The organism is Brevibacillus sp. FW301-21C12A (assembly GCF_058788915.1).
In genome coordinates, this window is the sequence record NZ_JBYTBG010000002.1 from 224,285 (window position 1) to 235,670 (window position 11,386).

The window sequence follows — 11,386 nt, forward strand, 5'->3', positions numbered from 1 at the left end:
TTGCCGTCCTATGGGGAGAAGCGTAAAATGAAGGTGTTGTGAGTAGGGAGGTACATACGATGGAACAGTGGCGCTATATCGTGACGGAAGCGATGTCTCCGGCGATGAACATGGCTGTGGACGAGGCGATTTTGCAGTTGCACAGCGAGGGCAAGGTGCCCCCGACCGTTCGCTTTTACACGTGGGACCCGGCTACTTTGTCGATTGGCTATTTTCAAAAGGCGATCAAGGAAATCAATCTGGAGGAAGTGCAAAAGCGCGGGCTGGGCTTTGTCCGCCGCGCGACAGGAGGACGTGCCGTTTTGCACGATCAGGAGCTGACCTACAGCGTGATCGTGTCGGAGGAGCATCCGCGGATGCCGTCCGGCGTCACCGAGGCGTACAAAATCATCAGTCTCGGCCTTTTGCACGGCTTTCAAAACCTCGGCCTGGCAGCAGAGATGGTGTCGCTTGCGAGCGAGGAGGAAAAAGAAAAGTACACCTCTCCAGGCTCGTCCGCTTGCTTCGACTCGCCATCGTGGTATGAGCTGGTCGTGGAAGGGAAAAAGGTCGCAGGCAGCGCGCAGACGCGCCAAAAGGGCGTCATCCTCCAGCACGGCTCCATTTTGCTCGATATGGACGTCGAATTGCTGTTCTCGCTGCTGCACTTCCCGTCGGACCGCGTCAAGCAGCGGATGATGGACAGCTTCCGCCAAAAAGCGGTGACGATCAACGAGGTAAGCCCGCGGCCTGTGAGCTTGCAGGAAGCGATTGAAGCGTTTTCCAAAGGCTTCGCCACCGGACTGGAAGTGGAGCTGGTGCCGTCCGCGTTGACAGACGAGGAACTGGCATTGGCGGAGGAGCTCGCCCGGACGCGCTATGCGACGGATGAGTGGAATTTGCGCCGCTAGGCTGTTTGTTGGCGAACATACGCGAAAAGCTCTCCTGGGCGTACTGCCAGTCAGGAGAGCTTTCTTTATGGAATCAATCGAATTAGACGAGCACGCTGTCGTGAATGTGCTGTTCAAACAAAGCTTGCAGCCTCGCTGTGACAGGACCGGGCTGTCCGTTGCCAACGGCCTCGCCATCGACGGATACAAGCGGCATGATTTCCGCTGTCGTGCTGGTGAGGAACAGCTCGTCGGCTTGCTTCAGGAAGGCGATGTCAAAAACCGTCTCGTGGGCGACGATGCCGTTTGCCTTCGCCAGATCAAGGACGACCTGGCGGGTAATGCCGTGCAGGATCAAGTGGTCAGCCGGATGCGTGTACAGCTCGCCGTTTTTTACCGCAAACAGATTGGCCGAGCTGCACTCTGTAATGATGCCGTTGCGGTGCAAAATCGAATCTTGCGCTCCGGCGTCCTTCGCGTACTGCTTGACCAGTACGGCTCCCAGCAGGTTCAGCGTCTTGATGTCACAGCGCAGCCAGCGGATGTCTTCGACGAGTTGGGCTGTCCAGCCTTTTTTCAAGTCCTCTACAGGTCGGGCTTTGGGGCGGACAAAAGCCATGATGACAGGCTTGATGCCGCTCGGGATATCGTGAATGCGCGGAGCTGCGCCGCGAGAAATTTGCAAGTAGAGAGTCGCATCGTCCTGCTCGGTGATGTTGTTTTTCAAAAGCAGTTCTTTGGCCAACTGGGTCAGCTCTTCAGCGCTCCACGGCAGCGCAAGCTTGATCTCGCGGGCGCTGCGGAACAGCCGCGTCAGATGCGCGTCCCACTGATACAGGCGCCCTTTGTAGATTCGTACGACTTCGTAAATGCCGTCCCCAAAGTTGTAACCGCGATCTTCCGGTTGAACGGCCGCTTGCCCCTCTTCAACCCATTTGCCATCGACATATAGCATGGTGAGTCCTCCTCTAGTGGTTCCATCCGCTTTTTTCCAACGGTTTATGATTTTGATACAACAGTAGCAAATCGCACTGCGCAGGGTCAATTTGAAAACGGAAAATCCGCTATCAATTATTTAGCGGGGAGAAGCGCTACTCTATTAAGTTTTCATATAGGCGCCGCCGTCTCGACAAATCGACGCGTTCGGCGAAGACTAGATGTGCCTGCGAGCCGATTTGGGCAGAAGGAAAACGAAAGCTGTCCGCCGCTGACGGCGCGTGCTGGTATTTGACTAACTATTCTGACTAGACGCTGTTTGGCAGGGCGGCCCATAATAAAGGCAAACCGCATCAGGAAGAAGGGAGAATGCCATGCGATCCGCCGGTCATTACGCACTAGGAGCACTGCTTGTTTGGGGAAGCCTGTTGCCGCTGTCTTTCGCGCTGCCGCAGGCATATGCGAATCAGGCGCGCACAGGGATGGATGCCGATCTGTTGTACAGCCATGTGGAGCGCCTGGCGAAAACAGCGAGACCAGCCGCGACCGAGACGGAATTTGCCGCAGGGGTATATGTGGAGAATGCCTTGCGCTCATACGGTTATGAGACTGCCTTGCAGCCTTTTTATTATCATACGTACCAAAAGCCCGCGAGCCTGTCTCTGGCGATCGAAGGCTGGGAGCGGAGCTGGGCGGCGCTGCCATTGACGTTTGGACAAAACGGCGCGCAGACGGCAGAGTTGGTCGATGCGGGCTATGGCCGGGCCGCTGATTTTGCCAGCGGCGCGGCGAGGGGGAAAATTGCACTGGTCAAGCGCGGGGAAATTCCGTTTGGCGAAAAGGTCAGACAGGCCGCTGCCGCCGGAGCCGTGGCGGTCATCGTCTGGAACGATCGCGAGGGGGAATGGCGGGCGTCGCTGGGCGAGCCGCTGGACATGTCAGTTCCGGTCATCGGCCTGTCGCGGGAGGAAGGGCAACTGCTCCGGCAGCGGGCGCTGAAACAGCCGCTGAGAGCCACTGTGAAGGTCGAGGGCGGCGTGACAAGGCGGCATACTGCCTACAACATCATCGCGACGAAAAAGCCGACAGAGGCGGCAACAGGCCAGCGCGTGCTCATCCTCGCCCACCACGATTCAGCCGCTTCGTCGCCAGGGGCTAATGACAATGCCTCCGGCGTGGCAGTCATGCTTGAGGTCGCCCGCAAGCTGTCCGAGAGCCAGCTCGATACCGAGGTGCAACTGGTCAGCTTTGGCGCCGTGACAGCGGGCCAGCGCGGGCAGTGGGCCTTCAGCGAATCGCTGACCGAGCAGGACAGGCAAAAAATCGTCGCCGCCTACTACGTCGATGCGGTGGGGCGGAGCGGAGACGTAACGGCCTTCGCCGGGCGCCGGGAAGCCGTTCTGGCGACTGGCTTGCTGGCGGAAGCGGGAGCACAGCAGTCTGCGCTGGAAGTCGCGCGTGCAGAGCAGCAAAGGGAGCTTGCGCCGTTGACCGTGGCAGGCATTCCCGCTGTGCTCGTCACGCGGCAAAAAGCGGCGGGTGAGGCAGACAGAGCGGGAGATGTGCCCGCCACTATAGAAAAAGAGCAGCTCGCCGAAGCGGCGCAAATGATTTTTTCCGCGGTCGGAAACATAACGGACACGGCGACTCCGGCCTATCCGATCCCGTCAGGACAGACGACCGGACAGGGCGAGCCGGAGGAAGATTTTCAGTAGTGCGCTGCTGCGTGTTGAGCGATGGAACAAGTGCGGGAAACGAAGAGGTGGAGCGTCCTCGGGAGGGCGCTTTTTTTGCTGAAGAACAAGCGAACACAAGGGGATGTGCCCTGATTTCTGGCCGCACCGCGAACTTTAGCCATGAAGGAGTGTTTTGTTGGGGTTTTGCCTGCGTTTTGTCGTAATATGTCGAATGACAAGGAATAGCCACACATTGGAAAAAAGTTTATAATTTTTAAGAATCCTAAAAAAGTTCGTCCAGTCTATATTGTTGTTTTTACATATTTCTGAAAATTATATTCAATCCAATCCATGCTAGTTACGACAGTCCATACTACTCAGCAAAGAACAGCGGAGGTTGTGATGATACCAATAGGCTCAAGTAGTTTTATGCTTTCGTTAACACTCATCATCGGCTGGATTCCAGTCAGCGTACTGTTGCTGCGCCACTATCCCGAGAGAATTGATTTGTGGTCTTTCTTTTCGCTGAACTTACTGTACGCGCTGCTGCTGACGATTCCGTGCTACCGCATGTACAAACAGGCGAGGGAAGGAGGGCAGCACACGCGGGAACAGGAAGAGCTGGCGCGGCTGAGAAGAGAGCTGGATAAAGCCAAGGAGCTACTTGATGCATTTTTGCAGCAGACTCCGGATGCAGTCTCGATTCTGGATCTGGACGGAAAATTCATTCACGTGAACCAGGCGTCCGTGGAACAGTTCGGCTACAGTACGTCTGACCTGCTCGGCAAAACGATTCCGTGTGTGCCCGAAGAATATCGCGCGGAGATGGAGCAGTACCATGCGGAAGTTTTGCGGGGAAAGGCGATTGTCGGCTATGAAACAGTCCGTCGGCACCAGAACGGCTCGCTCATGCATGTCTCGCTGTCGTACGGCCCTGTTTTGGACAAGCAGGGACGAGTAACAGGGGTCATTTGCTGCTCCCGGGACATTACCCAGCGAAAACAGATCGAACAGGAGTTGCAGGAGAGCCAGGCCCATTTTCGCCTGATTACGGAAAACATGAGCGAAATGATCTATTTGGTAAAGCGGGACGGAAGCGTCGCGTATGTGTCCAATGCGCACGCGACGTTTTTGGGGTATTCGTGCGAGGAAATGACCAGAATGGGTCCTGCCGTCATACATATGATTATTCATCCGGAAGACCAGAAGAGAGTCACCGAGCTTTTCAAACAGTGCTGGCGCAAGGAAGAGGAAGCGACGACCTTTTATCGGCTGAAGCACAGCCAGGGGCATTGGGTCAATGTGGAGTCGCGCTTCAAACCTGTGGGCAACAGTGACGGAGTGGGCGACAGCATGCTGATCGTCTCGCGCGATGTGTCTGAGATCACGAAGACAAAAGAGATGCTGCGCCAATCAGACAAGCTGTCTGCCATCGGCCAGTTGGCGGCAGGCATTGCGCACGAGATCCGCAATCCGCTGACGTCGCTGCGCGGATTTATCCAGTTGCTCGACGCTTCGGTGGGAGGCGCGCAGCGCAACTACTGCCAGATCATGCTCTCTGAGCTGGACCGGATCAATCTGATTGTCAGCGAGCTGTTGGTTTTGGCCAAGCCGCAAGCGGTGCGTTTTCAGCCAAAAGATTTGTCCGAGCTGATTCGCAATGTGCTCTCGCTTCTGGAAAGCCAGGCCAATTTGAAAAACATCCAGATGCACGCTTCGATTGACGAGCAATTGCCGCTTATTTCGTGTGAGGAAAATCAGATCAAGCAAGTGCTGCTCAATCTATGCAAAAATGCGATGGAGGCGCTCCCCGACGGAGGCGAGATTTACGTGAAGGGCCAGCAGGTGAGCGCGGAGCACATTCAGATCAGCATCAGGGACAACGGCTGCGGAATTGATCCCGAGCGCATCCCGCGTCTGGGCGAGCCTTTTTACACGACGAAGGAAAACGGAACGGGCCTCGGCCTGATGGTCAGCCAGCGGATTTTGGAGGACCATGGCGGAAGCCTGCAAATTGAAAGCGAGCGGCAAAAAGGAACGACGGTCAGCATCGTGCTGCCGGTATGCGTGAAAAGCGCAAGTCAGGTCTGACGCTTCCAGACGAACCAGACGATCAAAAACAAGCCGCAGTAGGTGGCTCCGCTCGCCACGACAGAGACGCTCCACGGAAGAACGATCGACAGGACGGCAAACAGGCTGACCGCAAGCAGCATGACCAAGAGCAGCGGCGCCATTTGCAACTGGTGGCGCTCTGTGACAGGGTGGGCGAGCGAATAGAGCAACAAGGCTGACAGCACCCCTCCCTGAATCAGCGCGAGCAGCGCGAAAACAAGTTCGCCGCCGGACAGAAGCTGTACGGAAATCAGCTTTACCGGCAAGAGCGAGGCGTGAATATCATGCCAGTGGGAGAGCAAAACAGCTTGACCGAGCAGCCAAAACAGAGAGACGGCAACCGTACCGACGCCAAGCCCGAGCCGAAGCGATTGGGGCTGGCTTGCCCGTCCCGCGAAGGGCAGCAGTACAGCGAGCGTAAGCAAAAAGTGCAGAGCCAGGAAAAAAATGGCGTGAATGAGCCAGTTTCCATTCATTTGATAGCCGAGATTCGGAATCGGGACATGCGGCTGCCGCAAAAAAAGCAAGCCGAAAAACAACAGCCCGGCCACGAGGCATATTCCCGTCCCAGTGAAAATCCATTGCCAGCGCTTGAACAGAAAGCTGATCGTGACGATGAGGGACAATAAGAGGACCCAGATCGGAGACAGCCCTGCAATGAGAGATGCGGACTGCTGGCCGAGCATGACGCCGACATACCCAAGCAGGAACAGATGCGTGATGACCGACAGGCTGGAAGCAAACGCTTCGCCGAACAGGCGCAGGTAAAGCTCATAGAGCGAGCGGATATGATGGCGGTGGCAAAAGCCCAACAGTTGCAGGTTGAGCCACCCGATCCCAAGACTAGCGAGCACGATGCCGATTGTCCCCCAGGAGCCGAAATAGGTGAAGAAACGGAGCCACTCATAACCGCCCAGATAGTGTCCTCCGAGTGCGGACCCGGCAAAAAGAATGGCGATTTGCCAAGCGACTTTGTCCATAGGCATCATCCTTATTCCCAACTTGCTACATGTGTATGTCCAGGCAAGGCTTGTTCAGAACAGGGAATATTAAACAGACTTTTTCGTTTACAAAGTATGACGATATGGATTATAATGAAAAACATACCAGTAAAAGCAGAGCGCATGAGGTGACTTCAGAATGAAAATTGTAGGAATCGCAGGAAGCATGAACAAGAGCTCCACGACGAAGCAAGCGGTAGCGATTGTACTCGATGCAGCGAAGGCTGCAGGTGCTGATATTGAAATGATTCACCTGGCAGACTGGAAGCTGCCGATTTACGACGATCGGGAAGACGCGTCGACATATCCGGAAGTAGTCCATCGCTTCGTGCAAAAAATTTCCGAAGCGGATGGCCTCGTGATCGGTTCGCCTGAGTATCACGGGACGATGACCGGGGCATTGAAAAATGCGCTCGACTTTTTGGAAGGCCGCCATCTGCGCGATAAGCAGGTAGCGTTGGTTGGCGTCGCCGGAGGAAGCATGGGCGCTACCAACACCGTCAACACGCTGCAACTGATTATGCGCAATCTGCACGCATGGCCGCTGCCAGCCAGCCCGAGCATTCCGAGCGCGTACAACGCCTTCACGCCGGAAGGCAAGCTGAAAGACGAGCGCTTGCAGGCGCGGATGGAGACGCTTGGCCAGCAATTGGTTGAATTTGTCAATTTGATGAACCAGAAAGCAGAAAAACAATTACAATAGGCAGGTTTCTCTTGCTAATCGTTCTCATTTAAAGGTATTATATTTCTACGTGCCTTTTTTGGACGGAAGAAATATGGTTTGAAATGAGGGGTTCACATGCCGACGCCGAGTATGGAAGACTATTTGGAACGTATTTACAGCTTAATTGAAGAAAAGGGCTATGCTCGTGTCTCCGATATTGCTGAAGCGTTGGAAGTACATCCCTCTTCGGTCACGAAAATGGTTCAAAAGCTGGATAAAGACAAATATCTCGTGTATGAAAAATACCGTGGCCTCGTGTTGACGCCCAAAGGGAAAAAGATCGGGAAGCGTCTGGTGGATCGCCACAGCCTGCTCGAAGAGTTCATGCGGGTCATTGGCGTTGACGAAGAGCACATTTACCAGGATGTCGAAGGGATCGAACACCACTTGAGCTGGGAATCCATTACTTGTCTGGAATATCTTGTGCAATACTTTCAGGCTGACCCGAACCGGATGGAGGAGCTTCGCCGGATTCGGCTGGAAGAGGAGCAAAAAGAAGAATAGGCATCTACAATGCGCAAGCGAATCAGGCTTGCGCTTTTCTTTTGCCTGAAAAACGGACGCGGGCAGGACCGAGTTTGCACAAAAAAAAAACGAAAGCGAACCCTGTTTTCTAATCCTAACGGATGAGCTGTCGCCCTATATTTGGTAGTAGAGCGTTTTTGGGGAAGGGGGCGACAGGTTGAAGGCGGACGCGGTTTTTGAAGGCGGAGGCGTAAAAGGGATCGCTTTTATCGGCGCCTTGCGAGTCATGGAGGAAAACGGATATGTGTGGGAGAAGCTGGCCGGCACGTCGGCAGGCTCGATCGTGGCCGCCCTGCTCAGCGCAGGGTACAACAGCCAGGAGCTGAAGCCGATTTTTGACGAGCTGGATTACCTTCACTTTTTGCATCGGGCGGGGATCGGCAGGCTTCCGCTCATCGGGCCGATTTACGAGCTGATCGTGCGGGAAGGGGTGTTTCGCGCCGACCGAATCGAGCTGTTCATTGAAGAGTTGCTGCTGCGAAAAGGAGTGCGCACCTTTGGCGATTTGCCGCCTGGAAAGCTGAAAATCGTCGCTTCCGATGTCACTGCGCAGAAAATGGCGGTGCTGCCTGACGATCTTCCGCGCTACGGCATTGATCCGGACAGCTTTTCGGTTGCCAAAGCGGTGCGCATGTCTTCCTCGATTCCGTTTTTCTTTCAGCCGGCCCAGTTGAAAAGCGGCAACGACACGCACTATATCGTGGACGGAGCGCTGCTGAGCAACTATCCGGTCTGGCTGTTCGACGTGCCGGGGATCCCGCAGTGGCCGACGATCGGGTTCCGGCTCTCGGACGACCAGGACAAACGGGAGCAGAAAAAGATCACCGGCTTGTTTTCCTTTTCCCGCGGATTGTTGGCGACGATGCTCGATGCCCACGACAGGCTGTACGTCGACAAAGCGCACGCGGTCCGGACGGTGTTCATTCATACGCTCGGCGTGCGGACCACGCAATTTCAGTTGTCCAAAGAGATGCGCGAGCGGCTGTACGCATCGGGAGAAGCGGCAGCCCAGCAGTTTTTGCAGCGCTGGGATTTCGAAGAATACGTCAAAGTCTTTCGCTTTTCGTCCCCGAAACACCTGGTCTAGCAAACGGGTACAAAAAACAGGTCGCCGCTTTGGCAACCTGTTTTTGCTTTCAGTGAGAAATGTTGTTTTGCGCTTTCTCGTCCTGTTTTTCTTTCGATTTTCCTTTGTTGCCGTCGATCACGCGGAACGGATGCTCTTTTCTGGAGGCCGTCGATTGCTTTTTGTGCGCTTGTCGCATCACCGGAGGTTTTGCTTTTGCCTTTTGTTGCTTCGGCTTGCCAGGTCCTGCGCTTTTCGGAAAAAAGGAGCCCGTGCGCAAATAGTTGCGGACGATCAAAAACAGAGCCGCTGACAAGCCAAGAATAATCAGCGTATTGATCGGGTCACGGATGAAGGTCAACAAAAATCCGTAAATGGCGAGCAGCACAATCATCAAAATCACGGGTGGAATGCGACGTAACATAGGCCTCACCTCAATGGGAATAAGAATGCCTCACGTTATCCGGTCGTAGCCATTTTCCCCTGAACCTGCTGAAGATCCAGCTCCCGCATCTTCTGGAAAGAAGCGATGGCTACTTCGACCTGACTGTCATCCGGTTCACGTGTCGTAATTTTTTGCAGCCACAGCCCCGGATAGCCAAGGTAGCGCAAAACAGGCGTGTCGCGGAGCTTGTTTGTCCACTGCAGGACCTCGTAGGAAACCCCGATGACGAGCGGCAAGAGGACGATGCGCTGCACGACCCGCTCAGTCAGGGAGTCGTAGCTGAACAGCGAGTAGATCACGACACCGACGAACACGGTGAAAATGAGAAAACTGCTACCGCAACGGTAATGCAAGGTGGAAAATTTTTGCACATTCGCTACTGTTAATTCTACCCCGGCTTCGAAGGCGTTAATCACTTTATGCTCCGCTCCGTGATATTGAAAGAGCCGCTTGATGAGCGGGGCTTGCGCAATAGCTGTGATGTAGCCGAGCAGCAGCAAAATTTTGAAGCCGCCTTCTGCCAACGTTTGCGGAACTCCATCCGGCACCCATCTGCCCAAAAGAAAATCGGCGAGAAAAACGGGAACGAGTGTAAAGACGAATTTACCGAACAGGAAGGAGAGCACACCGACAAGGGCGACCCCCAGAATCATCGTCAGTTTCGAAGGGCCCTCGCTCACTTCTTCTCCGGATTCCATGTTGTAGCGTTCAGAGGCGAAGTTCAGATGTTTGGCCCCGTTGGCGCTGGCTTCGATCAGGCCGACCAGGCCGCGAATGAACGGAATTTTTTTCAGCGGAGTAATCCATTTATATTCCGTGCGCGGGGCTTCAAAATACTCAATCTCATGATTTTTTTTGCGAACAGCCGTTACGGTCATCGTTTTGCCGCCGAACATCACACCTTCGATGACGGCCTGACCGCCGTAGCTGGGTACTTTTTGCTGAGCCAACACAATCACCTTCCTTACCCTCCATTTTAACGGAAAGCGGGCCTTGAAGCTACAAGGAGTTCAAGCATCGCCAAGAAATGTAAACAGTTAGTGAAAAACATGGGAACAGCACATACTACGTGTGAGGTGATACGAAATGGTAGCAGGCAAAGCTGCACGAAGGCACAAGGAGCTGTGGGGCAAGCCAAAAGAGCGCGGCAAAGAGGGGCGCAAGCCGGCGGCGGGCGCGAAAATTGTGGAGCTTGCTTTTTGGGGAACGATTGTATGGGGAATCATTCGTCTGCTCGCGCACTTCCTGAATTTGACGCCGTACGGGCTCGGCGCGTTTGCCCGGCCGCTGCTCACCGGGTTCGAGGAGGACAGCCTGACAGGTGTAGCGCTCGGGGCGATTGTGCTGTTTGTGGAAACGGTTCTGGCAAGCTTCCTGTTTTCCTTATTGTTCGGGCAAATGCGCGCCTGGTGGACCGGACTTCTCTACGGCGCGATCTTGCTTGCGATTGCAGGATTCTTCTTTCGCATAGGGAATTGGGAAGTAGGAACCTTGAGCACGGAAGGTGCCTGGTATTTGTCTTACGGGTTGTTCATCGGCATGACACTCGTCCTGGAGCATTCGGACGAGGAGCAGTGACACGGTGTAAAACGCTAGGGGAGCGGATCGCCCCCTCTCGTTTGCCAGAGTCGGAAGATTCGCAATGTTAGCCGATTTTTGCATCCTACTGTTGTGCAGGGAATGGCTTGTGGTAAAATGTTTCATTAGGATGTGTCTGAAAACTCATTATTGAGTTAGTTTAAAGATGGACGCGACATATACAAACGCTAGGAATGATTTGGCCAGCTTGTCGTAACGAGTAGCGATTCGTCGAAAATGTTTGATTTTATTGAAGAAGCACTCCACCAAGTGCCGTTCTTTATAGCGGTACCAATCCACTTTCCAAGGATTTTTATTATTCGCTTTAGGCGGGATGGTGTACGCTGCCTGCTTAGCCGTAATCCAATGCCGAATGGCTTCTGAGCCGTAGGCTTTGTCACCAACAATATGGCTTCCCGTAAGATCAAACCCTTGAAGCAAATTGATCGCTGGA

12 protein-coding genes are annotated in these 11,386 nt (G+C 54.4%); 7 read left to right on the forward strand and 5 right to left on the reverse strand.

Features of this window, described 5'->3' with window-relative positions; translation table 11 throughout:
* Positions 1 to 59: 59 nt before the first annotated feature.
* On the forward strand, positions 60 to 890 hold the full coding sequence (locus tag AC3WQH_RS02670; protein ID WP_005827220.1) for a lipoate--protein ligase family protein: 831 nt from the start codon (positions 60 to 62) through the stop codon (positions 888 to 890).
* Positions 891 to 972: 82 nt separating this feature from the next.
* Here AC3WQH_RS02670 and dat read toward each other — a convergent pair whose 3' ends face one another.
* Positions 973 to 1,824 (reverse strand): D-amino-acid transaminase, encoded by an 852-nt coding sequence (gene dat / locus AC3WQH_RS02675; RefSeq protein ID WP_007785303.1) that lies wholly within the window; start codon positions 1,822 to 1,824, stop codon positions 973 to 975.
* 355 nt (positions 1,825 to 2,179) lie between these two features.
* On the opposite strand from dat, the gene AC3WQH_RS02680 reads away from it, so the two are divergent.
* Together AC3WQH_RS02680 and AC3WQH_RS02685 are read left to right on the forward strand one after the other, a co-directional pair.
* Positions 2,180 to 3,520, forward strand: a complete 1,341-nt coding sequence (locus tag AC3WQH_RS02680) for a M28 family peptidase (protein ID WP_290426079.1) — start codon at positions 2,180 to 2,182, stop codon at positions 3,518 to 3,520.
* A gap of 390 nt (positions 3,521 to 3,910) precedes the next feature.
* Positions 3,911 to 5,572 carry a PAS domain-containing sensor histidine kinase gene (locus AC3WQH_RS02685; protein ID WP_157179552.1) on the forward strand — a complete coding sequence of 554 codons (1,662 nt, stop codon included), beginning with the start codon at positions 3,911 to 3,913 and terminating at the stop codon, positions 5,570 to 5,572.
* Here AC3WQH_RS02685 and AC3WQH_RS02690 read toward each other — a convergent pair.
* Positions 5,563 to 6,573 carry a hypothetical protein gene (locus AC3WQH_RS02690; RefSeq protein ID WP_005827228.1) on the reverse strand — a complete coding sequence of 337 codons (1,011 nt, stop codon included), beginning with the start codon at positions 6,571 to 6,573 and terminating at the stop codon, positions 5,563 to 5,565. The genes AC3WQH_RS02685 and AC3WQH_RS02690 overlap by 10 nt on opposite strands.
* A gap of 160 nt (positions 6,574 to 6,733) precedes the next feature.
* Here AC3WQH_RS02690 and AC3WQH_RS02695 point away from each other — a divergent pair, with 160 nt between their 5' ends.
* The 3 genes from AC3WQH_RS02695 (at position 6,734) to AC3WQH_RS02705 (ending at position 8,930) form a co-directional block, all read left to right on the forward strand.
* On the forward strand, positions 6,734 to 7,297 hold the full coding sequence (locus AC3WQH_RS02695; protein WP_005827230.1) for an NADPH-dependent FMN reductase: 564 nt from the start codon (positions 6,734 to 6,736) through the stop codon (positions 7,295 to 7,297).
* Between the two features lie 96 nt (positions 7,298 to 7,393).
* A complete protein-coding gene (mntR, locus tag AC3WQH_RS02700; protein ID WP_005827231.1) occupies positions 7,394 to 7,822 on the forward strand; it encodes a transcriptional regulator MntR in 429 nt (142 codons plus the stop codon).
* A 178-nt stretch (positions 7,823 to 8,000) separates the two neighbouring features.
* Complete coding sequence (locus AC3WQH_RS02705) at positions 8,001 to 8,930, forward strand: patatin-like phospholipase family protein (RefSeq protein WP_005827233.1); 930 nt, start codon at positions 8,001 to 8,003, stop codon at positions 8,928 to 8,930.
* A 49-nt stretch (positions 8,931 to 8,979) separates the two neighbouring features.
* Here AC3WQH_RS02705 and AC3WQH_RS02710 read toward each other — a convergent pair whose 3' ends face one another.
* Positions 8,980 to 9,333, reverse strand: a complete 354-nt coding sequence (locus tag AC3WQH_RS02710; protein ID WP_290426030.1) for a hypothetical protein — start codon at positions 9,331 to 9,333, stop codon at positions 8,980 to 8,982.
* Between the two features lie 35 nt (positions 9,334 to 9,368).
* Positions 9,369 to 10,304, reverse strand: a complete 936-nt coding sequence (locus AC3WQH_RS02715; RefSeq protein ID WP_025843718.1) for a DUF1385 domain-containing protein — start codon at positions 10,302 to 10,304, stop codon at positions 9,369 to 9,371.
* Between the two features lie 136 nt (positions 10,305 to 10,440).
* Here AC3WQH_RS02715 and AC3WQH_RS02720 point away from each other — a divergent pair, with 136 nt between their 5' ends.
* Positions 10,441 to 10,932: a YqhR family membrane protein gene (locus tag AC3WQH_RS02720; RefSeq protein ID WP_005827239.1), complete on the forward strand. Its 492-nt coding sequence runs from the start codon at positions 10,441 to 10,443 to the stop codon at positions 10,930 to 10,932.
* A 147-nt stretch (positions 10,933 to 11,079) separates the two neighbouring features.
* On the opposite strand, the gene AC3WQH_RS02725 is transcribed toward AC3WQH_RS02720, so the two are convergent.
* A partial coding sequence (locus AC3WQH_RS02725) for a transposase (protein ID WP_492331894.1) occupies positions 11,080 to 11,386 on the reverse strand: 307 nt, incomplete at its 5' end.

Bases quoted from the DNA above. Each gene is read 5' to 3' on its own strand.
- AC3WQH_RS02670 (WP_005827220.1), top strand. From the start codon at position 60: ATGGAACAGTGGCGCTATATCGTGACGGAAGCGATGTCTCCGGCGATG.
- dat (WP_007785303.1), bottom strand. From the start codon at position 1,824: ATGCTATATGTCGATGGCAAATGGGTTGAAGAGGGGCAAGCGGCCGTT.
- AC3WQH_RS02680 (WP_290426079.1), top strand. From the start codon at position 2,180: ATGCGATCCGCCGGTCATTACGCACTAGGAGCACTGCTTGTTTGGGGA.
- AC3WQH_RS02685 (WP_157179552.1), top strand. From the start codon at position 3,911: ATGCTTTCGTTAACACTCATCATCGGCTGGATTCCAGTCAGCGTACTG.
- AC3WQH_RS02690 (WP_005827228.1), bottom strand. From the start codon at position 6,573: ATGGACAAAGTCGCTTGGCAAATCGCCATTCTTTTTGCCGGGTCCGCA.
- AC3WQH_RS02695 (WP_005827230.1), top strand. From the start codon at position 6,734: ATGAAAATTGTAGGAATCGCAGGAAGCATGAACAAGAGCTCCACGACG.
- mntR (WP_005827231.1), top strand. From the start codon at position 7,394: ATGCCGACGCCGAGTATGGAAGACTATTTGGAACGTATTTACAGCTTA.
- AC3WQH_RS02710 (WP_290426030.1), bottom strand. From the start codon at position 9,333: ATGTTACGTCGCATTCCACCCGTGATTTTGATGATTGTGCTGCTCGCC.
- AC3WQH_RS02720 (WP_005827239.1), top strand. From the start codon at position 10,441: ATGGTAGCAGGCAAAGCTGCACGAAGGCACAAGGAGCTGTGGGGCAAG.